Origin of the sequence: Streptococcus sp. HMSC34B10, from assembly GCF_001839505.1 — a bacterium.
In the GTDB taxonomy this organism is placed as follows: domain Bacteria; phylum Bacillota; class Bacilli; order Lactobacillales; family Streptococcaceae; genus Streptococcus; species Streptococcus peroris.
Window position 1 is genome coordinate 128,546 of sequence record NZ_KV841553.1, and the last position, 22,285, is coordinate 150,830.

At 37.5% G+C, this 22,285-nt stretch carries 24 protein-coding genes; 2 read left to right on the forward strand and 22 right to left on the reverse strand.

What is annotated here, in order from left to right:
- Positions 1–17 precede the first annotated feature (17 nt).
- Together nrdF and HMPREF3237_RS04935 are read left to right on the forward strand one after the other, a co-directional pair.
- Positions 18–980 carry a class 1b ribonucleoside-diphosphate reductase subunit beta gene (nrdF, locus tag HMPREF3237_RS04930; protein ID WP_006145605.1) on the forward strand — a complete coding sequence of 321 codons (963 nt, stop codon included), beginning with the start codon at positions 18–20 and terminating at the stop codon, positions 978–980.
- Positions 981–1,110: 130 nt separating this feature from the next.
- Positions 1,111–1,872 (forward strand): DeoR/GlpR family DNA-binding transcription regulator, encoded by a 762-nt coding sequence (locus HMPREF3237_RS04935; protein ID WP_006145606.1) that lies wholly within the window; start codon positions 1,111–1,113, stop codon positions 1,870–1,872.
- Positions 1,873–1,967: 95 nt separating this feature from the next.
- Here the strand turns inward: HMPREF3237_RS04935 and HMPREF3237_RS04940 are convergent, their stop codons facing one another.
- From HMPREF3237_RS04940 to xseA, 22 genes are all read right to left on the reverse strand, one after another.
- Positions 1,968–2,222, reverse strand: coding sequence for a DUF3884 family protein (locus HMPREF3237_RS04940; protein WP_070889031.1), 255 nt, complete (start codon positions 2,220–2,222; stop codon positions 1,968–1,970).
- A 42-nt stretch (positions 2,223–2,264) separates the two neighbouring features.
- Positions 2,265–3,671 carry a 6-phospho-beta-galactosidase gene (gene lacG / locus HMPREF3237_RS04945; protein WP_070889032.1) on the reverse strand — a complete coding sequence of 469 codons (1,407 nt, stop codon included), beginning with the start codon at positions 3,669–3,671 and terminating at the stop codon, positions 2,265–2,267.
- A gap of 98 nt (positions 3,672–3,769) precedes the next feature.
- Complete coding sequence (locus HMPREF3237_RS04950) at positions 3,770–5,461, reverse strand: lactose-specific PTS transporter subunit EIIC (protein ID WP_070889033.1); 1,692 nt, start codon at positions 5,459–5,461, stop codon at positions 3,770–3,772.
- Entirely contained in the window at positions 5,461–5,778 is a 318-nt protein-coding gene (locus HMPREF3237_RS04955; protein WP_049527213.1) for a PTS lactose/cellobiose transporter subunit IIA, read from the reverse strand. The genes HMPREF3237_RS04950 and HMPREF3237_RS04955 overlap by 1 nt, the downstream gene beginning before the upstream one ends.
- Positions 5,779–5,813: 35 nt before the next feature.
- On the reverse strand, positions 5,814–6,650 hold the full coding sequence (locus tag HMPREF3237_RS04960) for a PRD domain-containing protein (protein ID WP_070889034.1): 837 nt from the start codon (positions 6,648–6,650) through the stop codon (positions 5,814–5,816).
- A 234-nt stretch (positions 6,651–6,884) separates the two neighbouring features.
- On the reverse strand, positions 6,885–7,865 hold the full coding sequence (lacD, locus tag HMPREF3237_RS04965) for a tagatose-bisphosphate aldolase (RefSeq protein WP_070889035.1): 981 nt from the start codon (positions 7,863–7,865) through the stop codon (positions 6,885–6,887).
- A 1-nt stretch (position 7,866) separates the two neighbouring features.
- Positions 7,867–8,796 carry a tagatose-6-phosphate kinase gene (locus HMPREF3237_RS04970; protein WP_070889036.1) on the reverse strand — a complete coding sequence of 310 codons (930 nt, stop codon included), beginning with the start codon at positions 8,794–8,796 and terminating at the stop codon, positions 7,867–7,869.
- A gap of 10 nt (positions 8,797–8,806) precedes the next feature.
- On the reverse strand, positions 8,807–9,322 hold the full coding sequence (lacB, locus tag HMPREF3237_RS04975; protein WP_006145614.1) for a galactose-6-phosphate isomerase subunit LacB: 516 nt from the start codon (positions 9,320–9,322) through the stop codon (positions 8,807–8,809).
- 31 nt (positions 9,323–9,353) lie between these two features.
- Positions 9,354–9,779, reverse strand: coding sequence for a galactose-6-phosphate isomerase subunit LacA (lacA, locus tag HMPREF3237_RS04980; protein WP_006145615.1), 426 nt, complete (start codon positions 9,777–9,779; stop codon positions 9,354–9,356).
- 256 nt (positions 9,780–10,035) lie between these two features.
- Positions 10,036–10,932, reverse strand: coding sequence for an aldose 1-epimerase family protein (locus HMPREF3237_RS08825; RefSeq protein WP_083327676.1), 897 nt, complete (start codon positions 10,930–10,932; stop codon positions 10,036–10,038).
- Positions 10,933–11,033: 101 nt separating this feature from the next.
- Positions 11,034–12,509, reverse strand: coding sequence for a PTS galactitol transporter subunit IIC (locus HMPREF3237_RS04990; protein ID WP_006145617.1), 1,476 nt, complete (start codon positions 12,507–12,509; stop codon positions 11,034–11,036).
- Positions 12,510–12,562: 53 nt separating this feature from the next.
- On the reverse strand, positions 12,563–12,868 hold the full coding sequence (locus HMPREF3237_RS04995; protein WP_070889037.1) for a PTS sugar transporter subunit IIB: 306 nt from the start codon (positions 12,866–12,868) through the stop codon (positions 12,563–12,565).
- A 30-nt stretch (positions 12,869–12,898) separates the two neighbouring features.
- Entirely contained in the window at positions 12,899–13,375 is a 477-nt protein-coding gene (locus HMPREF3237_RS05000; protein ID WP_006145619.1) for a PTS sugar transporter subunit IIA, read from the reverse strand.
- Between the two features lie 191 nt (positions 13,376–13,566).
- On the reverse strand, positions 13,567–14,166 hold the full coding sequence (locus HMPREF3237_RS05005) for a hypothetical protein (protein ID WP_006145620.1): 600 nt from the start codon (positions 14,164–14,166) through the stop codon (positions 13,567–13,569).
- A gap of 72 nt (positions 14,167–14,238) precedes the next feature.
- Positions 14,239–16,062, reverse strand: a complete 1,824-nt coding sequence (lepA, locus tag HMPREF3237_RS05010) for a translation elongation factor 4 (protein WP_070889038.1) — start codon at positions 16,060–16,062, stop codon at positions 14,239–14,241.
- 77 nt (positions 16,063–16,139) lie between these two features.
- Positions 16,140–16,868 carry a metallophosphoesterase gene (locus tag HMPREF3237_RS05015; protein ID WP_006145622.1) on the reverse strand — a complete coding sequence of 243 codons (729 nt, stop codon included), beginning with the start codon at positions 16,866–16,868 and terminating at the stop codon, positions 16,140–16,142.
- Positions 16,869–18,536 (reverse strand): DNA repair protein RecN, encoded by a 1,668-nt coding sequence (gene recN / locus HMPREF3237_RS05020; protein ID WP_006145623.1) that lies wholly within the window; start codon positions 18,534–18,536, stop codon positions 16,869–16,871.
- A 6-nt stretch (positions 18,537–18,542) separates the two neighbouring features.
- Complete coding sequence (locus HMPREF3237_RS05025; RefSeq protein ID WP_006145624.1) at positions 18,543–18,974, reverse strand: arginine repressor; 432 nt, start codon at positions 18,972–18,974, stop codon at positions 18,543–18,545.
- On the reverse strand, positions 18,967–19,782 hold the full coding sequence (locus HMPREF3237_RS05030) for a TlyA family RNA methyltransferase (RefSeq protein ID WP_070889039.1): 816 nt from the start codon (positions 19,780–19,782) through the stop codon (positions 18,967–18,969). The genes HMPREF3237_RS05025 and HMPREF3237_RS05030 overlap by 8 nt, the downstream gene beginning before the upstream one ends.
- Complete coding sequence (locus HMPREF3237_RS05035; protein WP_070889040.1) at positions 19,775–20,650, reverse strand: polyprenyl synthetase family protein; 876 nt, start codon at positions 20,648–20,650, stop codon at positions 19,775–19,777. The genes HMPREF3237_RS05030 and HMPREF3237_RS05035 overlap by 8 nt, the downstream gene beginning before the upstream one ends.
- The gene (locus HMPREF3237_RS05040; protein ID WP_070889041.1) at positions 20,647–20,859 is read right to left on the reverse strand and encodes an exodeoxyribonuclease VII small subunit; all 213 of its coding nucleotides are present in this window, start codon (positions 20,857–20,859) and stop codon (positions 20,647–20,649) included. The genes HMPREF3237_RS05035 and HMPREF3237_RS05040 overlap by 4 nt, the downstream gene beginning before the upstream one ends.
- On the reverse strand, positions 20,837–22,177 hold the full coding sequence (gene xseA, locus HMPREF3237_RS05045; protein WP_070889042.1) for an exodeoxyribonuclease VII large subunit: 1,341 nt from the start codon (positions 22,175–22,177) through the stop codon (positions 20,837–20,839). Before xseA ends, HMPREF3237_RS05040 begins: the two co-directional genes overlap by 23 nt.
- Positions 22,178–22,285 lie beyond the last annotated feature (108 nt).

The following is a 22,285-nucleotide window of genomic DNA, read 5'->3' on the forward strand; positions in this document are numbered from 1 at the left end:
AAAGAAAGAGATTTGTAATGGAAACTTACTACAAAGCCATTAACTGGAATGCCATCGAAGATGTCATTGATAAATCAACTTGGGAAAAGCTGACGGAGCAATTTTGGCTCGATACTCGTATTCCTTTGTCAAACGACTTAGATGATTGGAGGAAGTTGTCTAATAAAGAAAAAGACTTAGTAGGAAAAGTCTTTGGTGGTTTAACACTTTTGGATACTATGCAGTCTGAAACTGGGGTTAATGCTCTACGTGCTGATATCCGTACTCCTCACGAAGAAGCAGTTTTTAACAACATTCAATTTATGGAATCAGTCCATGCTAAATCTTATTCTTCGATTTTCTCAACCTTGAATACTAAATCTGAAATTGAAGAAATCTTTGAGTGGACTGATACAAATCCATATCTTCAGAAAAAAGCACAAATCATTAATGAAATTTATCAAAACGGTACTCCTCTTGAAAAGAAAGTAGCCAGTGTATTTCTTGAAACATTCCTCTTTTATTCTGGTTTCTTCACTCCGCTCTATTATCTAGGAAATAACAAGTTAGCTAACGTTGCTGAGATTATCAAACTCATTATTCGTGATGAATCTGTTCATGGTACTTATATCGGTTATAAATTCCAACTAGGCTTCAATGAATTACCTCAAGATGAACAAGAAAAGTTAAAAGACTGGATGTATGACCTTCTCTACACACTTTATGAAAATGAGGAAGGATATACAGAAAGCCTTTATGATACTGTTGGTTGGACTGAAGAGGTTAAAACTTTCCTTCGTTACAACGCCAATAAAGCTCTTATGAATCTAGGACAAGATCCGCTCTTTCCTGACTCAGCAGACGATGTCAATCCAATCGTTATGAATGGTATTTCGACTGGCACATCCAACCACGACTTCTTCTCTCAAGTTGGTAACGGATATCTACTTGGTGAAGTTGAAGCAATGCAAGACGACGATTACAACTACGGTTTAGATTAATTTAAAAACAAAAGAGCATCTATGTTTTTTTAACTTAGATGTTCTTTTGTTTTTGTTTATTTTTGTTTTCATTAAGTTGCTTTAATGTTTAAAATATGATAAAATAATATTAGATTATGGGGGTGATTCAATGCTAAAAAAAGAAAAACTAGATACGATTTTAGAAATTGTAAATACAAGAGGAACAATCACAGTTAAAGAGATAATGAATCGGCTAGATATTTCGGACATGACTGCTAGACGTTATTTACAAGAGTTAGCTGATAAGGATCTACTTATTCGAGTGCACGGAGGTGCTGAAAAACTTCGTTCTACTTCACTTTTAGTAAACGAACGCTCTAACATTGAAAAACAAGGTTTACAAATCGCTGAAAAACAAGAGATTGCTAAATTTGCTGGTCACTTAGTTGAAGAAAGAGAAACTATTTTTATCGGTCCTGGAACCACTCTCGAGTTCTTTGCTCATGAACTTCCAATTGATAATATCCGTGTGGTAACAAATAGCTTACCAGTATTCATTATCTTAAATGAACGAAAATTGACAGATTTAATTTTGATTGGTGGAAATTATCGAGAAATTACTGGTGCCTTTGTTGGAACTTTAACTCTTCAGGGCATCGAGAGCCTTCAATTTTCTAAAGCCTTTGTTAGTTGCAACGGAATCAAAGATCATGCTATTGCTACTTTTAGTGAGGATGAAGGTGAGGTTCAAAAATTAGCATTAGAAAATGCAAATAAAAAGATTCTTTTAGCTGATCATAGTAAGTTCGATAAATTTGATTTTTACAACTTTTATAATATTTCTGATATCGATACTATTATTTCAGATTCAAAACTTAGCGAAGAAACCCTACAAGATTTATCCAAACAAACTAATATTATCAAACCTTAATAAAGCATTCGTTAGTCGGATGCTTTATTTTTTACTCCAAAATAATTTAATACTCTCACAAAAAATAAGCCCATCGTCTTGATAGGCTTATTATATTAGTGTTGAAATGGCATAAAATCCGAATCAAAGGAAATGTTATCCGTTTCATCTGTGTCAACAAAATTTAAAAATAGCTTTTGAAATTCTTCGAGTTCATAGTCTGAATGACAAAGCCACTCCTTACCCGTCGAGACATACCATTTCCCAAGACTTGCAAGTTGTTCCTTGGTCAAAGATGGTATATGAGAGCACTGTTCAAAGTTAATAATATAAACTTTTTCATAGAGTGATTTAATAAAATCTTTGAGCATGAAATTTCCTCACTTGAATTCTATACATAATGACTATTAGTACTATTCAATCACTTGAGTTTCAGCTAGTTTCTTGTACCAATGTGCAGATTTCTTAGGATAGCGTTCTTGTGTATCGAAATCAACATAGAAGAGTCCATAACGTTTTTCATAACCATTAGACCATGAGAAGACGTCCATCAATGACCAGATGAAGTATCCTTTGACGTTTGCTCCATCTGCAATCGCATCAGACAATACTTCCAAGTGTTGTTTCACATAATCAATACGGCCATCATCGTAAACAGTGTTGTCCACAAATTCATCTTTGTATCCAAGTCCGTTTTCAGTGATGTAGATCTTCTTGTAGTTTGGATAGTCTTTCTTGACACGCATGATTTGGTCATACAAACCTTGAGGGTAGATAATCCAGTCCCAGTCAGTACGAGGCACATAGTCCGGAGCTACACGACGACCAACACCTTTGATTTGGTATTTAGAACTTCCTTTTTCACCTTTACCGTTGTGGATGATTTCAGTTTCACCATCAAAGGCTTCCATCCAGTCACTCATGTAATAGTTAATTCCAAGGAAGTCGTTCAAATCTTTAGCTGCTTCAAGCGCTGCAAAGTCTTCGTCACGAAGATCCAAGATACCACCATTAACTGAAAGAATGTGGTTTACACCTTCCATGGTTGCATCTGAATAGTGTCCAAGGTAAGTAGCATCCAAGATAAATTTGTTGTGGATGATATCTTCCAACTCCGCAGCACGAACGTCTGCAGGATTTTTAGGATCCAATGGATACTTAGTTGGAAGGGCGTGAACAACCCCGATTTCACCTTTATAGCCTTTGTCTTTGTACAATTTCACAGCACGAGCATGAGAAACCATCATATTGTGGTGAGATTGGAAGACTTTGGCAAGGTCGTATTGAATACCTGGTGGGAATTTACCTACCAAGTATTGACCATCACCGATTGGGCCGATTTCATTGAAGGTTGTCCAGTAGTTTACTTCTGGGAATTCTTCAAAACAGAAGGCAGCATAATTTACAAAGTGTTCGATATTTTCACGATTCAAGAAGTCTCCGTTTGAGTGAAGTGCTTCAGGTGTATCAAAGTGGTGAAGAGTTACGAATGGTTCTACATGACGTTTATGGCATTCTGCAAATAACTTATGATAGAATTCTACCCCTTTTGGATTTACTTCACCATAGCCAGTTGGGAAAATACGAGACCAAGCAATAGAAATACGGATTCCATTTACACCATATTCTTCTGCTAATTTTAAGTCTACTGGATATTTATGGTAGAAATCACTCGCTGGTTCAGCAGTATACCAATAGTTATCTGCTAAATATTTATCCCATGCAACTGGTCCTTTACCATCTGTATGAGTTGCACCTTCTGCTTGATAAGCTGCTGTTGCGCCACCGAAAATAAAATCTTTTGGAAGTGTTTTTGTCATTTTTTCACCTATTTCTTGATTGGATAAAATGAAAAGCGAGCGGAGAGGAGTTAGTGAGGTACCCTTCTCCATCTCACTTCAATCAACAGTATTTATTATTATTGAAATTGTTCTTGAACAAATGCAAGAGCACCTTTACCATCACGAGTCAACTTGATGTATTGAGCTCCTTCAGTCTTAGCCAATTTGATTCCAAGTTTATCTGTTTCAGCCTTCATGTCCTCATAGTTTGAAGCTACTTGAGGAGCAAGAATAACAAGGTCAAATTCTGGCAACATTTCACGGTGAGCACCATAGCCACCAGCGGCAGCCTTCACAGGAACATTGTATTCTGCAGCAGCTTTATTCAAAGCGTTGGCAAGAAGACCACTTGTTCCTCCACCCGCACAAAGAACGAGTACGTTGGTTTCTTCTGTAATTGTATTTTGTGCTGATTCTACTCCAGCTTTTTCAAGGATAGCATCAGCTTTAGCAGTATTGAAGTTTGCGGCTACTTTTTCTTTTAATTCATCGTTGGCTTTACCAGAACGTTCTTCTTCAAGAATTTGTTCGTCATAAACTTTAAGGAATGGATAGTAGATTGCAATATCCACTACGATTAACAATGCTGCAAGAGCAAATGACAAGAACTGGAAGTTTGTACCAAGAACAATACCTAGAGGCCCAGGTGTAGTCCATGGAAGGTTGGCAGTAAATGAGTTCATGCCGAGAGTTTCGATAAAGAACTTAAAGATCCATACGTTTGCAATAGGTGCGAAGATAAATGGAATAAAGAAGATTGGGTTCAAAACAAGTGGTGCACCAAACAAGATTGGTTCATTTACACCGAAGAATGTAGGAACTACTGAAGCACGTCCGATTGCACGATTACGCTTAGACTTACACAACCACATAAACATGAATGGAACTACAAGAGTTGCTCCTGTACCACCCATAGTGACGATAAACATTTGTGTACCAGATGTAAGGATCTTATCAGCGTGCATACCTTGTTGAAGAAGGTTCAAGTTGACTTCGGCATTTGCATAAGTAATCGCTGCAATGGCAGGTTCAACGATAGATGGGCCGTGAATACCGACAAACCAGAAGAAGGCAAAAGCACCAAAGATAATAGTAATACCAAGGTATCCATCAGCTGCAGAGAATAATGGAGCAAAGAATTTACCGATTGATTCTGCCACACTTGCACCAACAAAATGACGTGCTAATAAGTCAAGAGCATAAAGAGAAACAACTGAAAGCGTAAACGGAATAACGTCTTTAAAGACTTGTGAGATATTCGGTGGAACTTCGTCAGGCATGCGAATAGTAACGTTGTTCTTCACACAAACCTTATAGATAGCTACAGTTACAAAAGCTGCCAGGAAGGCTGAAAGCAACCCTTTTGTTCCAAGGAAACCAGTTGCAAAGCCACCCTCGATTGGGTCAGCTGCTAACATCAGCAAACCAACAATAGCCGCCAATAGCGTTGACATATAGTTGATTTGGTTGGTTTTCTCCATACTACGATTGACGGAGTCTGTTAAAGATTTAGCAGTGGTACCAGCTACCAAGACTGCTAGAATCCCCATAGAGTAGCTGTAAGGTTTCATCAAAAGTGCTACTACTTCATCAGACCATTTAAAGCCCCAAGAGTTTGGAACAAAAGCAATCAAGATAAAAATACTTGAGAAGAGAATGACTGGCATTCCTGCGATAAATCCATCACGAATAGCACGAAGATAGATATTTCGAGATAGTTTTTCAAAGAAAGGCTTTCCTTTCTCGATATAGGCAATTAACTTATTCATTATTTAGCTCCTCTTTTATAAAGTTCAATTAAATGATGCACCAAATCTTTTAGCAAGATTGTTGTCATCAGGTGATCTTGTCCGTGCATCATTGTGATGCTGTATGGAATTTCTTCCCCTGCAGCTTCTTGAGCAAGCATAGATGTTTGCGCTTTGTGAGCTTCCGCAATGCAACCTGCTGCTTCTTCAACAAGAGCTTCTGCTTTAGCAAAATCGCTAGCTTCAGCAGCCTTCAAAGCTTCTAATAATTTTGAACGAGCATCACCTGCATAGGCAACGATTTCAAAACCTAACAATGTTACTTCTTCTCTATTCATGATAGAATTCTCCTTATATATTTTTTAGTAAAGCGTTATGACAATAAACGTTGGATGTGTAGAACAAGATAAACTCGTTCACTCTTGTAGAGGTCAAGACCAGTTTCCTGAGCAATGACCTCATAAATTTTGCTACCAATCTCGAATGATTCTGGATAGGTATTCTTTATATGTTCTTCCATATCGAGCAAGGATTGATTATCATCGCGACTACGATCCAGATAATCCAAGAAATAATTTAGATGAATCATAAAGCGGTCGTAGAAATTATTATTTTCAGGTGTTCGCTGGATTTTATAACTCTTCAAAACGCTTTCGACCCTCTTTAAAATTTCCTTTCTCTTATCAATCGACTCAACAACTTCGACTTCACTCTCACCTTCGGCATTGATGAAATGATAAGCGATACGAATGATTTCGTCTTCAGGAAAATTTTCTGTCAGTTTTTGACGATAAATTTCAAAAGCTTCTTGTGCAATTTGAAAAGCGATAGGATATTTGGCAGAAATGTCAGGCAAGTTACTATCCTTATAGCGTCCTTGGCTAATAGCCTGATAAGAACAATAGATATGGTCTGTCAGAGTGACGTATAGATACTCTTGGACAGGATATTGATATTTTTTAGAAAGATTATCAATAATCTCATAAGTGACTGTAATAAAATCAAGCGGTACATCCTTTAGAAGAGCCATAAAGTTTTCTCGCGACTCTTCTGTTTTCATCCGAAAAACTTTTTCAACCTGATCCTCAGAAATCAAATCTCCTTTCTTCTTACCGAACGAAATACCCTTACCAATTACGATCAACTCCTCTCCCTTGCTATTCCGCACGAGAGAAACATTGTTATTCATTGGATTTAATATCCGATACATGGCAACCTCCTTGCCCTATTATTTAAGTTTTGTGAGCATAAAAAATGATCACAAATGAACTCAAAAAATATACATCTGAGTCATCTGTGATCATGCCTAATATTACTTAGTAACACTCACTTTGTATTAACTTGTGATTTAAGTATAGCACAAGATTTTTATTTTGTAAACCTTTACATACAACTTTTTTTTAAAGTTTTTTAGCTAGGTTTTAGGACATAAAAGGGGGGAAATTTAGACACGTTCAGTCCATGAAGTAGCTGTTGTTTGAAGTACTTTATTGAGTTCATCAATGTTTTCAAATCCAGTTGTACGAAGCCATTCGCGAGCTGCTACTTCACCTTCTTTGATATAAGGTTCAACTGAACCCGCCCAAGTAGCACGACCACAAAGTACACCGTTGAAACGAGCACCTGAATCATGAGCAAAGACAAGTGTTTCTTGGAATAATTTAGCTGATACACCTGCACTCAAGTAGATGTATGGCAAGTTAGTAGCTTCGTCTTGAGCTTTGAAGAATGCTGCTGCTTCTTCACGGCTGTAAACAACTTCTCCATCACCAAATCCTTCAACATATTTCACGTTTACTGGAACTTCAACTTTCAATACATCAATGTTGAAACGTGGATCAGAGAATACTTTCATAGCTTCGATAACTTTACGAGGTTTTACTTTCGCATATTCTACAGAACCAGCATCTGCAATTTTTTCATCGTAAGCCAAAATTTCCAAGAAGAAAGGAATATCTTCAGCAACACATTCAGAACCAACACGTTCGATGTATGCTTGTTTTTGTTGGTTCAACTCATCTGAACTATCTACATCATAGTAAAGCAAGAATTTAACTGCATCAGCACCTTGTTCTTTGATACGTTTTGCAGACCAAACATCCAAGCAGTCAGGCAAACGTTTTGTGCTTGAAGTATCATATCCTGTTTTTTCATAAGCAAGGAGAAGACCAGCTTCTTTATCCAAAGCTTTAGTTGCAGGAAGTCCGTATTCAGGGTCAAGAAGCATAGATGAAGCATATTTTGTCAATTCATCAGCTACCAAGACTTTCAATTCTTCCATTTGTGCAACTGTTGGTGCTTCATCTTGGTATTGAGCCATCAAACGTTTCAAAGCTCCACGTTGGTCAAAAGCAAGAGCTGAAATAATACCATTTTTGTCAGAAAGTTTTTCTAAATATGCACGTTTTTGTGTTGATAAAACCATTTTATACCTCTTTTACTGTTAATTGATTAAATAGTGTTTGATAATTGGACATGTTTACATGACCAGTCATTTTTTCTTGAGCATTTAGCATTCCAAGAACATTAGCTTTTTTAAGCAAATCTTGGTCAGATTCTTTGTGGAACAAACCTGAAGAAATCCCTGCAACTGTAGAATCTCCTGACCCAACAGGATTAACCACTTGAATTTTTGGAATATCTACTTTATAGAAAGTATCTCCATGTTTTGCAAAGGCTCCATTCGCACCTAACGATACGATAATCCATTCAATTCCTTCAAATAAAGGTTCTTGAAGAACTGCCTTTAACTCTTCCAAATCTTCAGAAATCTCTCTTCCAAGGAGTTGAGATAACTCTTCATTATTTGGTTTGATGACTGTTGGCTTGTGATCTGATTCCAAAACTGCTTGAAGTGCAGCACCTGAGCAGTCGAGAACTACCGGTTTACCTGCTTGATTCGCTAGATGAACAAGATTAGCATAATAATCTACTGTAAGACCAGCTGGTAGACTTCCTGAAATTGCAACAACATCAACAAGGTTCAACAATTCTTTAAAATGTCCAAGGAAACCTTGACCTTCTTTTTCTTGAATTTTTGGACCTTTTTCAAGGATTTCTGTTTGATTGTCTCCGTGGAGAATAGCAATACAGTTTCTCGTTTCACCAGCAATTGTATAGAAATGTTTTTTGACATCTCCACCAATATTTTCTAGCAAATATTCTCCGAGTTTACCACCAACTAGACCAGTTGCGGCAACAGGATCACCAAACTCTGACAAAACGCGTGTTACATTGAGTCCTTTACCACCAGCGGTTTTCGTAACATCAACAACACGATTGACTGTATCAATTTTCAACTCATCCAAAGGATATGAAATGTCAATGGATGGGTTCATTGTGACTGTTAAAATCATAGGTCACCTCTTAGTCGTGATATTCACCGCGATCCCATTTTTCAAGGAATTCTGTAAAGAAGTTAGCATCTGTTTGATGAGCATTATGAGTTTCAACATGCTCGATTTTAGCAATCAATTTTTTGTTTTCTTCAGTTGGTTTGTATTCTGCGTGGATGAAAGCTTCAATAATATCGCACATCAACAATTCACCAGTGATTTTACCACCGAAACCAATAACGTTTGCATTCAATTGTTCTTTCGCATAAAGAGCTGTAGTCATATCACGTACCAAAGCTGAACGGATACCAGGAACTTTATTAACAGCGTTATTGATACCAACACCAGTACCACAGATACAAACACCAAGATCAGCTTGTCCGCTTGTTACAGCTTCCCCAACTTTTTTACCAAAGATTGGGTAGTGAGTACGTGTATGGTCGTAAGTACCGAAGTCGATAACTTCATAACCTTTTGATTTCAAAAATTCTGAAACCGCCATTTTTTCATCTGTTACAATATGGTCACATCCGATTGCAATTCTCATTTTTCTGTTACCTTCCTTTTTAATACTCTAATTAACACATTTTGTTCAACATATCAACACGGATTTGGTGACGACCACCATCGTATTTACCGTTAACAAATCCTTTAGCAATATTTTTAGCCAATTCATCACCAACGATTTCAGCACCCATAGTAATCATGCGTGAGTTATTGTGTCCACGAGTCATATAAGCTGAACGTTCGTCAGAAACTTCCGCTGCAACCATTCCTTTAAGTTTAGTAGCTACCATAAATGGACCAGCACCATAGGCATCAATAACAATACCAAGATTTTGTTCTTCTTTGTTTACTTCTGCAGCAACAGCAAGAGTCACATCAACAAAGTCTTGACCTTCAGCTGTTACATCCACAACGTGGAAGTTTTCTTTTTCCAAGAAGTCTTTTACAACTTCTTTCAATCTTAAACCTGCAGCATCTGCACCGATAACAATAGACATATTGTATACTCCTTTTTATATAATAGACCAGTAACAATTGCTTGGTGCTGGATATCAAAATCACCTTAACCAAGTAGTTACTAGTAGTTTTGTTGACTGTTTAATGTAAGAATGAACTTTTCATTCACCCTTAATAACTTCTCCTTAGAGAAAGTTAAAGAATTATTTGTAAAACAAACACAAATTTTTCTTTATAAACATAATATACTACTATTGTTTAAAAAAGTCAACATTTTATGTTTGTTTTTGTTTATTTTTATAGAATTTCAATATCAAAACCAATTTGATCATCTTGACCTGGTTTTAAAATACGAACATCCTTTTTATCCTCTAAGTGGTCACCTTCTTCCAAAGAAGTAGATAACCCTGACCATGGTTCCAATGCAATGAAAGGACCTTTATTAAGTGTTGACCAAACGATTAAGTATGAAAATTCACTAAAATCTAACTTCAATCCTTTTTCGTGCTTACGCGATTTCAAGTATACGATTCGTGAATTTAATTTATCTAGAGTAACAGCGTCATGACTAAATAAATCATAACTCAAGTCGAGCTCTTTTTGATTATCTAACCATGGACTTCTATCTTGAAAATCGAGTAGCCCTGTTTCAGGGAAGGAACGTGGAACTGTGCAAGATTCGACCTTGTCAAATTCTAAGTAATAATCTTCGTATGCTTCGTCGGTTAGCAACGGACAGTTAAAACCTGGATGTCCTCCGATAAAGTATGGCATTTCCTTAGCAGTTTCTTTATTTGTCACATGATACTGAGTTCGAATTTTTTTACCTGTCACAGTATAAGTGATTTCAAGACGGAAATGATAAGGATAATTTTGATACATTCCTTCATCATCTTCAATCGCAAATGTCACAGAATCATTTGTTTGACTGACTAATTCAAATTCCTTTTTGCGAACTAAACCATGACGTGGAATTTTCCCAGTTAATTCCTTTTGATCATCTGATAAATACAAGTATTGGTCATCTCTAATGGAACCACAAATCGGGAAAAGAACAGGTGCCTGTCCACTCCAATAAGTTGGATCTCCTTGCCACAAATATTCAACTCCATCCTTGTCTTTTATGGAAGATAGTGCTCCACCAAAAGTTTGAAATTGAACAGTTAACTCATCTGATTTTATTTCAATTGTCATGTATACCTCCTTTTTGAATATTTAGAAAAAACTAGGCCGCCCACTCCACCTTTCGGAAATTGACAACCTAGTTTATTCAATTTACAGTTTATTGGAGTGAGTTATTTTGCTTTTGCTGCATATTCTTCGTTACGTTTAATCATTTGTTTTCTGTACCATGCAAAGATACCGATATAGAAAACAAGGAAGACTACTGCACCAAGAATCGCTTTAACATCACCTGTTGTTGCATTACCAATAGTCCAACCAAGAAGTTTTTCGATTGGTCCTTCAAGTGTTGAGTGAGTAATCAATTGAGTTTGATCTACACCTGCTGGGAATGCACCTACACCTTTAGCAAGTTCTGTTGCGAATGGTGCAATAAGTGTACCTGAAAGAAGGAAGAGTGGCAATAAGAGTGTTCCGAAGATAATCATACGGAGCAATTTACCACGTGTAACTACCAAGAGAGCTGGAGTTACACCCATAGCGATGATACCTGCAAGTGGTAAAATACCATTACCTACGTGAGAAAGAAGCACAGCTTCTACCAACATGATTGGAGCAAGTACGTTTGCACAAGCCCAGATTTCAGCACGACCAGCAATGAAAGGCCAGTCAAGACCAATGTTGAATTTACGTCCTTCAAGACGTTTAGTAGCAACGTTTGTAATACCTTGTGAAAGTGGTTCTACGGCTGCGATGAACCATGAACCGATAAGTGAGAAGAGCTCCAAGCAGACACCTGCAGTCAAACCAAGAGACAACCAGCCTTTAACAACTAATTCCCATGACCCTGCATCTTCTGTTCCTGGAACTGGATGTGGAGTACCCATCAATCCAATGACAATACCAAGAATGAAACCGATAAAGAATTTAGATCCCCAGAAACCGATTTTCTTGTTCAATTTTGCAGCATCAAAGTCGTATTTATCAAGACCCGGCATAACTTTATCAAAAATCTTGTCCAAAACCATGATAACTGGGTTCATCATATAGTTCATGTGAGTTGATGTCATTGGAGATGAACTTGGTGCATTAAGCAAATCATCAAATGTTGGTTTCATCAAGTCAGAGTTAATAATTTTCATAACACCAACAAGAACAACTGCTGCAGTTGCGATGAAGAGTGATACTCCTTGACTTACACCGTGGTTATCAGCATACCATTTAATCAAAAGACCTGTGATAGATAAGTGCCAAATATCAAAGATATCGACATCCAATGTATCAGTTTTCTTCATTGCTAGCATAATAACGTTAACAATTAACATGACAAGCAAGAAGTATAGAGTCCAAGCAGAACCCCAAGTGATTGTAGCAAGTGGTGCCCAACCTACGTCAGTGATATTCAGTTGAAGTCCTGTGTTTTCAACGAATTTTTTAAGTGATTCTGAGAATGCACCATTTAACATACCGATGATAGCACCGATACCAGTAAGAGCGATGGCAAGTTTAATACCACCTTCAAGAGCTTTGGAGAATTTAACTCCGAACAATAGGGCCAAAACTGTCAAAATGATTAACATGATGATAGGGCCACCCATAGCCAAAATTGGTTTGAAGAAATCATTGGCTAATTGAATAATGACATCCATAATAGAACCTCCCTTTTTTTATAGTTTTATGAATGTATACAATAAAATAAATATTAGCTTAATCCGCGCTCTTTAATAGCAGCTTCAATGCTGTCATAAACAGGTGCACTCATAGCCGGAATACGGAATAAGATTGGACCAGCTTCAATAACTGGAATATCTGGTTCAAAACCTAAGTCAGTTGCAGCAATTGGAGTGAATAAGTCATAACCTTTGATAAGCTCTTCATTGACATCTTTTACCATTACCGCATCACAATGAACATCATAACCACGATTTGAAAGTTCTTCTTCAAGAGCACTCTTAATTTGGTGGCTTGAGTTAACACCTGCACCACAGGCAGCGAGAATTTTAATCATTTGGATTTCCTCCATTTTTTTATATACGTTTTAAGCAGTTGCCTCTGTTATATATTGAAACAGAGCTTCTGGTTCTGTAATCTTAGCCAAATCTTCGAGATGACCAGGCCCAGTAAAGAAGTCCATTAACTGAGCAAGAATATTTGTTTGGCTTGAACTTGAATTATTAATGATGAAAAAGAGTAATGATACTTCAACTTCCTTGTCAGGAGCAATCATATTATGAAATGTAACTGGTTTTGGTAAACGAACTACCACTACTTTTTCAGCTAAATTGTGAACTGTGTCCGTGTGAGGAATAGCTACATTAGGAAGATCTTTCCCTAAAAATTCCATATCTAGACCAGTCGGAAATGATTTTTCACGTTCAATTAAGGCCGATCGGTAGGTATCCGTAACAATTTTTCGTTCTTCCAATAAGGAAGCAACCTGATCAAAGAGTTGTTCTTGATTATCCGCTTCTAAGCAAAATACTAAGTCTTTGTCAAAGAAATGATCTAATCCCATAACATTCTCCTTCCATATTTAACTTTTATGTTCTAAGTATAACACTATATGAAATCGTTGTCAAGTTTTTTATTATCGTTTTCTGTTTGGTTTTCAATGTTTTTTGTTTGGTTAGAGGATTATTATGAGTGTATGAAACATCTTTCATATAAAATACGACAAAAAAGCAGGATAGCTATCCTGCTTTTATTTTAATCTTTTTTAACAGTCCAACTTTGCTCAATCAACGGAAGCATATCCTTTAATACTTCAGGTGTTCCCTCTAATGAGACGTATCTGAACTTACCATCGTCTGACTTAAAGATCCAGATAACTAAATATTTTCCATTTTTAGCAATACAGTTTACGACATAGGCATCATAGCCACCAATTTTTGACTTAGATCCCCATACTTTTGAGAAATCTTTACTCTGTTTTCTTGTTTGATAAATGCTTGTCGAAACTTGAACAGCATCAAGAGCAGCGTATTCACTTTCACTAACACCTAGGTGCTCTGGTTTAAGGGTATTTAAGGTAACGATATTGACATCAGTTCCATCACAATACTGAATATCATCACCGCCCTCAATTTCCGTGAAATGAATCCAAGATTTTGGAACCTTTACATAGCCATATGCATCCGATCCGATTACTTGTGTATCTTTAATGGTTGATTCAGCTACCGTTGTTGAATCTTGAACTGTAGTAGTTTCCTGAACTGTTGTTGCTTCTTTTTTAGTTTTTAAAGTATTACAAGCAGCGAGGAAAAGACAACACACCAAAAGCGTGGTCAAACTAATTCGTTTTTTCATAACTGTTCTCCTTTTGCATTTTTTTATGTATGTACAGAGAGATATAAAATAATAACTTAATGTAGAAAAATACTATTCTTCATCCATGCTCAAAACGCTAAGGAAGGCTTCTTGCGGGACTTCTACAGAACCGATAGCTTTCATACGTTTCTTACCAGCTTTTTGTTTTTCGAGGAGTTTACGTTTACGCGAAACATCTCCTCCGTAACATTTGGCAAGGACGTTCTTTCGAAGAGCTTTAATATCAGTACGTGCGACAATTTTTTGACCAATTGCTGCTTGGATAGGGACTTCAAATTGTTGACGTGGAATGATTTTCTTTAGCTTATCCACGATGAGTTTCCCACGTTCGTAGGCAAAATCTTTGTGAACGATAAAGCTGAGAGCATCAACCTTGTCACCATTCAAAAGAATATCCATTTTCACAAGTTTAGATGGACGATATTCTGATAATTCGTAGTCAAAGCTCGCATAGCCACGTGTCGAAGACTTGAGCTTATCAAAGAAGTCAAAGACAATTTCAGCTAATGGAATTTGATAGATAACATTGACACGATTTTCATCAATATAATCCATGGTTACAAAATCACCACGTTTACGCTGAGCCAGTTCCATAACTGCTCCCACAAATTCCTGTGGTACCATTATTTGAGCTTTAACATAGGGCTCTTCAATGGTTGCAATCTTAGTTGGGTCTGGAAATTCAGATGGGTTAGAAACATCCATAAACTCACCGTCTGTTTGGTTTACCTTGTAGATAACAGATGGTGCAGTCATGATGAGGTCGATATTGAACTCGCGCTCTAAGCGTTCCTGAATAACATCCATATGAAGAAGTCCAAGGAAGCCACAACGAAAACCAAATCCAAGAGCTTGAGAGGTTTCCGGTTCAAACTGCAAACTAGCGTCATTGAGTTGTAATTTTTCAAGAGCTTCACGGAGATCATTATATTTGTTAGACTCAATTGGATAGAGACCTGCGAAAACCATTGGGTTCATCTGTTTGTAACCATGTAATGGTTCATCAGCTGGATTAGAAGCCAAAGTTACAGTATCACCAACACGTGTATCCTGAACAGTCTTGATTGATGCAGCAATATAACCGACATCACCAGTTGCCAAGAAATCACGACCTACTGCTTTTGGAGTAAAAATCCCAACTTCAGTAACATCAAAGGTCTTGCCATTACTCATGAGCTGAATCTTATCACCTGGTTTGACAACTCCGTCCATGACACGAACTTGTAAGATAACACCTCGATAAGCATCGTATACGGAGTCAAAGATCAAAGCCTTAAGAGGAGCTGTTACATCACCAGTTGGCGCCGGAACCTTTTCAACGATTTGTTCAAGAATCTCTTCGATACCAATACCAGCTTTAGCTGATGCTAATACTGCCTCACTAGCATCTAGTCCAATAACATCCTCAATCTCTGCACGAACGTGCTCTGGATCTGCTGCTGGTAGGTCAATTTTATTAATAACTGGAAGAATTTCCAAATCATTATCCAAGGCAAGATAGACATTTGCAAGCGTTTGAGCCTCAATCCCTTGGGCAGCATCGACAACCAAAATCGCACCTTCACAAGCTGCTAGTGATCGTGATACTTCATAGGTAAAGTCAACGTGTCCAGGTGTGTCAATCAAGTGAAAAATATAAGTCTCACCATCTTTTGCTGTGTAATTCAATTCGATAGCGTTTAGTTTAATGGTAATCCCGCGTTCACGCTCCAAGTCCATGCTGTCTAATAATTGATCTTGCATTTCACGACTAGAGACTGTTTCCGTCTTTTCTAAAATACGATCAGCTAGAGTTGACTTCCCATGGTCGATGTGAGCGATAATAGAGAAATTTCGAATCTTCTCCTGTCGTTTTTTTAATTCTTCTAAGTTCATGCTTCTCTTCCTTTCAGGGTATCTATTATTATAAGTTGTTTTAAACATTTTGACAAGATAATACCCTGCTAGGAGTATTAATCTTCAGCAACAAAGCCATCATTTTCAATGAAATAGTGCTCAGTCATTCCTTGGTCTGCAAAGATAATACCATGAAGAACACCACCAAAGACAGCTCCTCCATCCATACCGACTTTTCCATCTTTTGTAATCCACAAATCAGAAGTGCCTGGTTCTTGATCTAACAACCCATATACGGGTGTGTGTCCAAATACAATGGTCTTACCAGTATGATTTTCTGCTTCATGGAATGGTTTTCGTAACCAAACTTTTTTATAATCGGTTGTGTCATGCCAATCATCAAGCGTCAAGTCAACACCTGCATGAACAAAGATATACTTATCCGTTTCAATCACAAAAGGCATTTGGCGAATAAATTCAACTAAATCTGCTGCTTCTGTTTTTACTCGTTCAGCATCCTTTATAGCATCTACTGGTGCATCTAGGGGACGCCCTAAAATAGAGTTAATTGTAGTATCACCACCATTTCGGCGATAATGGTCGTAACTTTCCTCTGGATTATCAAGCCATGTTAAAAACATATACTCATGATTTCCGGAGATACAAGTAGCTCCTTTATGATCTACCAAGTCTTTGACTATTTCTAACACACGTCGGCTATTTTCACCTCTATCGATTAAATCCCCTAAAAAGAGTAACGGTGTCTGACCATCCCAAGTTTTGAGGAGGTCTTCTAACATACCTGCTTTTCCGTGCACATCTCCAATAACGTAGTAATTTGACATTTAATTTACCTTGCCTTTCAATAATTCTCTTGCTTGTGATAAGGCAGCTTCTGTTACATCATCACCAGCCAACATCTTGGCTACTTCTTGTATGCGTTCTTCAATGGTTAATAGTCGAACAGTTGAAACGGTCGAATGAGTGTCACTAATCTTCTCAATGAAGAACTGATAATCAGCAATAGCGATGACTTGTGGAAGATGCGAAATGGCCAAAACTTGACCATGTTGCCCAATCTTATATATCTTTTGTGCGATGGCTTGAGCCACTCGACCAGAAACACCCGTATCTACCTCATCAAATACGATACTCGTTTTGCCTTCTCTTCGAGAAAAGGCTGATTTAATAGCCAACATCAAACGAGATAACTCACCACCAGAAGCTACTTTTACTAATGGTTTAAAGTCTTCCCCAGGGTTGGTTGAAATATAAAATTCAACTGCTTCATTCCCTTCACGACTAAATTTACCTTTGGTAAATTGAACCTGAAAACGCGCCTTATCCATGTAGAGGTCTTTTAGTTCTTGCTGAATTTCATTTTCTAATTGTTGGGCTAGCTTGTGACGAGCAGAGGAAAGCTGGCCTGCTAAATCAACAAGACTTACTTCCAATTTTTTGAGTTCTGCTTCCATATCTTCTGAAGATAAATTATTACCAGTCAGAAGATTGTATTCTTCAGTTATTTTAGCCAAATATAGCAAAACATCGTCGACACTTCCACCATACTTACGAGTGATAGCATGAATGAGATCTAAACGACTTTCAATTTGCATTAAGCGATTCCCATCGAAATCGAGATCTTCAATAATATCCTCTAAACGCTTCGTGACATCCTCTAAAACATAATAAGATTCAGATAGAGATGTAGAGATTTCACGGTACTCTGGGTCATACTCTTCTAGGCTTTCCATATCATTCATAGCAGAACGAACATTTGCCAGACTAGAAAACTCTTCATTATCCAACATCGCATAAGCATTGGTTAGCGTGTCCGCTATATTTTTATAATTTAGAAGTTTATCTCTTTCTTGAGTTAGTTTGATATCTTCTGATGGTTGTAAGGCTGCTGACTCAATTTCAGCCATCTGAAATTCAAGCATTTCAATACGAGCCTTGTGTTCCTCTTGATTTTTTTTAATCTCAAAAAGTTGCTTACGCATTAGTCGGTAAGCATCAAAATGTTCTTGATAACCTTGCTTGAGTTCCAAAAAATCTGCATTTCCAAACTCATCTAACATTTGAATATGCAATTGTGGACGCATTAACTCTTCTTGGTCGTGCTGACCATGAATATCAACTAGGTGCTGTCCTATTGAGCGTAGAACAGAAAGATTGACCATCTGTCCATTGATTCGACTAACACTTCGCCCGTTTTGTAAAATTTCACGACGGATAATAATCTCATCGCCTAACTCAAGACCTTGCTCATCAAAAATCTCTTGTAAAGCTCGACTATTTTCAATTGAGAAAAGACCTTCAATTTCTGCCTTGGCCGCACCATGGCGAATGACATCAGTAGTAGCTCTGGCTCCTAACATCATGTTCATAGCATCAATGATGATAGACTTCCCAGCACCAGTTTCACCTGTTAGAACGGTCATTCCTTTTTCAAAATTAAGGGAAATAGCCTCGATGATAGCAAAGTTTTTAATTGAAATTTCAAGTAACATAAGGTTCTACCACTTTTTAACTTGTTCAACAATTTCTATAGCTGCTTCTTCAGTTCGCGCAACAATTAAAATCGAATTATCATCTGCTAAACAGCTAAAAATTTTATCTGCAAATGTTTGGGTTAATTGACTTTTAACAAAAATTGAATTTCCAGGAATGACATCTAAATTGATGAGATTTCCCATTCTCTCAAAACTTTCGATATTGTCCTCAGCTAAACGTAAACTTTTAACCACTGACTTCGGTAATTCGTAGACATAAGTGTTGTCTTTCAATGGGATTTTTACAATTCCTAATTCTTTGATATCCCGTGAAACGGTTGCTTGTGTAGCAGTAATCCCCGCTTTTTTTAAGTATTCAACAATTTCTTCCTGTGTTCCGATTTGATAATCTGAAACAAAGCGTCTAATTTTTTCAAGTCTTTCTTTTTTATTCATCTTTAAATTCTCTATGTGCCTTTTCTACAATTTCTTCTATATTGCCAGATATACAGCTACTGGCCTCTTCTTCCTTCCGCAAATAGGCTAAAAATTCAATATTCCCGTGTCCACCTTGGATGGGAGAGAAATCCAATCCTAAAACTGAGAATCCTTCATCAACTGCCATTTTAGTAACTGATTCTAAAACATGTTGGTGAACTTTGGCATCTCTGATAATTCCATTTTTACCAATCTGTTCTCGGCCTGCTTCAAATTGAGGTTTGATGAGAGCTACTACCTGACCTTTATCTGCTAAAACACGATGCAAGGCTGGTAATATTAAACTCAAGGAAATAAAACTCACATCGATACTTGCAAAACTAGGCTCTTCTTCAAAGTCAGTTTTTTCAGCATATCGAAAGTTAAACTGTTCCATGCTAACAACCCGTGAATCTTGACGCAATTTCCAAGCAAGCTGATTGGTACCGACATCAACAGCATAGACTAGCTTAGCAGCGTTTTGAAGCATGACATCCGTAAATCCTCCTGTAGAGGCACCAATATCGATAGTTGTTTTGCCTTCAACTGATATGTCGAAGTTTTCCAAGGCTTTCTCAAGTTTCAAACCTCCACGGCTCACATACTTCAGTTTTTCCCCCTTGAGTTTTAATTCAGTATCATCCGGAATCTTTTCTCCTGGTTTATCAAAACGCTCACCATTCAGAACTGCAATCACTAATCCAGCCATTACGCCACGCTTAGCCTGTTCTCTTGTTTCAAATAAACCTTGTTTATAGGCAAGTACATCTACTCTTTCCTTAGCCATTCACTCTCAAACTTTCTACTATTTTTACAATTGGTTCTTTATCAAAGTCGACTAATTGGCTAATCTCGTCTAATTTTTCATTAGCCTGATCCAAAGTTTGGTTACAAAAAACTTTTGCCTCATCCAATCCTAACAAAGCAGGATAGGTTGATTTCTCAGCTTGCAAATCTTTTTGTGGTGTTTTACCAATTTCCTCAAAACTAGCAGTAACATCAAGGATATCATCTCTCACTTGAAAAGCAAGCCCAATCAGCTCTCCAACTGTTTTTAGTTTTGCTTGTAATTCTGGTGCTAATTCTGCAATGATTGCAGCTGCTTGGAAAGGATAGGCTAGCAACTTCCCAGTTTTATTAGCATGAATAGTCTGAAGCTCATCTAAAGACAAACACTGATGTTCGCCCTCCATATCTAAAACTTGACCAGCTACCATGCCCATACTTCCAGATGCAAGTGATAAGTTCGCTATCAAATCTACTTTGGTTTGACTTGGTAAATCTGCCTGCGCTATTAAGGCATAAGGATCTAAAAAGAGGGCATCACCGGACAAAATAGCTAAATCTTCTCCAAAGACTTTATGATTGGTCAAACGTCCTCGGCGATAATCGTCATTATCCATAGATGGCAAATCATCATGAATCAAGCTTCCTGTGTGAATCATCTCAAGCGCTGCTGCAACCTTAGCATGAGCTGGTGTAATGGGCACCTGCAGAGATTCTAACACTTCTAAAAGAAGATAAGGACGAATGCGTTTTCCCCCTGCATGAACTGAATAAAGAACAGCTTCTCTCAAACTTGATGAAACTTGTTTGTCGCCATAAAATTTCTCTATTGCAGACTCAACCAGAGTTAGTTTTTCCTGCTTGTTCATTCTAGTTCACTTTCTGTACCATCTTCTTGCATAACTTTAACCAAGGTCTTTTCAGCTTTATCAAGAGTTTCTTGTAACTCTTTTGATAAGAGCATTCCCTTTTGAAATGCAGTGATTGCTTCTTCAAGAGCAATGTCTCCATTTTCTAAACTTTGGACAATGGTTTCCAGTTCTGCTAGGTTTTCCTCAAATTTCTTTTGCTTTGACATCTTTTACCTCTAATTTTACTTGACCATCTCGCATAAGGAGAGTTAACTGGTCTTTTTTCTTTAGAATTTGTACAGAATCTACTACAGTATCTTCTTTTTTTACAATCGCATATCCACGAGCTACAATACGACCAGTGTCCAACATCATCAGTGCTTCTGACAATCGTTTCACTTCAGCGACCTTGGCATCGTAAACCACTGCCATCTGACTACGGAGTAACTTTTCCAATTGTAGCAGGCGGTCCTGGTAACGTTGAATCTTATTAATTGGTGATAACTGTTCTAAACGATGAACTTGTTCCAAGACCTTTTGTTGTTGCCTTACAAGTTCTGTATTTACACTTTGTTTAAGACGAAGTTGCAACTGATCCAATCGTTGTAAATAGCTATCATACAAACGCTCTGGTTGCCTGAAGATGACAGATTGACTTAGCACTTTTAAGGCTTTTTCTTTTTTTGATAAAGTATTTTGTACGGCCGTAGCCATCCGTTTTTCTTGATTTTTTAGATAAGTCAGAAGGTCAAACTTACTAACAGGTGTTGCTAATTCGGCTGCAGCTGTTGGTGTTGCCGCTCTCTTGTCCGCTACAAAGTCTGCCAAAGTTACATCCGTTTCGTGCCCTACGCTTGAAATAACGGGTAAGCGTGATTCGAAAATAGCACGAACAACAATCTCTTCGTTAAAAGCCCAAAGATCTTCGATGGAGCCACCACCTCGACCGATGATCAGAACATCTAAATCTTCTCGTTCATTTGCTCTTGCAATATTACGAGCAATTTCCTCTGCAGCACCGTCTCCTTGAACTTTTGTGGGATAAAGGATAATCTCCACACCTGGAAAGCGTCTGCCCACAGTAGTAATAATATCTTGAATAACAGCTCCACTACGACTGGTTACTACACCAATGCGTTTTGAAAACTGCGGAATTGCTTGTTTAAAACGATCTTGAAACAGCCCTTCTTCCGAAAGTTTCTTTTTCAGTTGTTCAAACTGAATAGCAAGCGCACCGACACCATCTGGTTCAGCCTTTTCAATGATAATGGAATAACTACCACTCGGTTCATAGACTTGGACACGGCCGACCACATTGACCTTCATACCTTCTTCCAAATCAAAACCAAGTTTCTGATAGATACCTGACCAAATGGTTGCTTGGATAACAGCACGATCATCTTTTAGAGAAAAGTATTGGTGAGTTGGACGCTTCCGGAAGTTAGAAACCTGACCAGTTAAATAGATCCGTTCTAAGTATGGGTCTTTATCGAATTTCATTTTTAGATACTTGGTCAAAGTTGTTACCGATAAATACTTTTCCATCTCAGCCTCCCTCTTTCTCAAGTTTTTCCTGAGTATTATTATACCAAAAAACCGTTTAAAAATCTCTTTTTTCACCTCTAGAATACGAAAACAAGACTAGATTTCTTT

Bases quoted from the DNA above. Each gene is read 5' to 3' on its own strand.
- HMPREF3237_RS04990 (WP_006145617.1), bottom strand. From the start codon at position 12,509: ATGGATGTCATTATTCAATTAGCCAATGATTTCTTCAAACCAATTTTG.
- nrdF (WP_006145605.1), top strand. From the start codon at position 18: ATGGAAACTTACTACAAAGCCATTAACTGGAATGCCATCGAAGATGTC.
- lepA (WP_070889038.1), bottom strand. From the start codon at position 16,062: ATGAACTTAGAAGAATTAAAAAAACGACAGGAGAAGATTCGAAATTTC.
- HMPREF3237_RS04955 (WP_049527213.1), bottom strand. From the start codon at position 5,778: ATGAATAGAGAAGAAGTAACATTGTTAGGTTTTGAAATCGTTGCCTAT.
- HMPREF3237_RS05015 (WP_006145622.1), bottom strand. From the start codon at position 16,868: ATGTCAAATTACTACGTTATTGGAGATGTGCACGGAAAAGCAGGTATG.
- HMPREF3237_RS05030 (WP_070889039.1), bottom strand. From the start codon at position 19,782: ATGGCTAAGGAAAGAGTAGATGTACTTGCCTATAAACAAGGTTTATTT.
- HMPREF3237_RS04935 (WP_006145606.1), top strand. From the start codon at position 1,111: ATGCTAAAAAAAGAAAAACTAGATACGATTTTAGAAATTGTAAATACA.
- HMPREF3237_RS04950 (WP_070889033.1), bottom strand. From the start codon at position 5,461: ATGAATAAGTTAATTGCCTATATCGAGAAAGGAAAGCCTTTCTTTGAA.
- HMPREF3237_RS04970 (WP_070889036.1), bottom strand. From the start codon at position 8,796: ATGATTTTAACAGTCACAATGAACCCATCCATTGACATTTCATATCCT.
- lacD (WP_070889035.1), bottom strand. From the start codon at position 7,865: ATGGTTTTATCAACACAAAAACGTGCATATTTAGAAAAACTTTCTGAC.
- HMPREF3237_RS05025 (WP_006145624.1), bottom strand. From the start codon at position 18,974: ATGAATAAAAAAGAAAGACTTGAAAAAATTAGACGCTTTGTTTCAGAT.
- lacA (WP_006145615.1), bottom strand. From the start codon at position 9,779: ATGTCTATTGTTATCGGTGCAGATGCTGCAGGTTTAAGATTGAAAGAA.
- HMPREF3237_RS05035 (WP_070889040.1), bottom strand. From the start codon at position 20,650: ATGAACAAGCAGGAAAAACTAACTCTGGTTGAGTCTGCAATAGAGAAA.
- HMPREF3237_RS05005 (WP_006145620.1), bottom strand. From the start codon at position 14,166: ATGAAAAAACGAATTAGTTTGACCACGCTTTTGGTGTGTTGTCTTTTC.
- HMPREF3237_RS04940 (WP_070889031.1), bottom strand. From the start codon at position 2,222: ATGCTCAAAGATTTTATTAAATCACTCTATGAAAAAGTTTATATTATT.
- HMPREF3237_RS05040 (WP_070889041.1), bottom strand. From the start codon at position 20,859: ATGTCAAAGCAAAAGAAATTTGAGGAAAACCTAGCAGAACTGGAAACC.
- xseA (WP_070889042.1), bottom strand. From the start codon at position 22,177: ATGGAAAAGTATTTATCGGTAACAACTTTGACCAAGTATCTAAAAATG.
- HMPREF3237_RS04960 (WP_070889034.1), bottom strand. From the start codon at position 6,650: ATGTATCGGATATTAAATCCAATGAATAACAATGTTTCTCTCGTGCGG.
- HMPREF3237_RS08825 (WP_083327676.1), bottom strand. From the start codon at position 10,932: ATGACAATTGAAATAAAATCAGATGAGTTAACTGTTCAATTTCAAACT.
- lacG (WP_070889032.1), bottom strand. From the start codon at position 3,671: ATGACAAAAACACTTCCAAAAGATTTTATTTTCGGTGGCGCAACAGCA.
- lacB (WP_006145614.1), bottom strand. From the start codon at position 9,322: ATGAGAATTGCAATCGGATGTGACCATATTGTAACAGATGAAAAAATG.
- recN (WP_006145623.1), bottom strand. From the start codon at position 18,536: ATGTTACTTGAAATTTCAATTAAAAACTTTGCTATCATCGAGGCTATT.
- HMPREF3237_RS04995 (WP_070889037.1), bottom strand. From the start codon at position 12,868: ATGATTAAAATTCTCGCTGCCTGTGGTGCAGGTGTTAACTCAAGCCAC.
- HMPREF3237_RS05000 (WP_006145619.1), bottom strand. From the start codon at position 13,375: ATGGGATTAGATCATTTCTTTGACAAAGACTTAGTATTTTGCTTAGAA.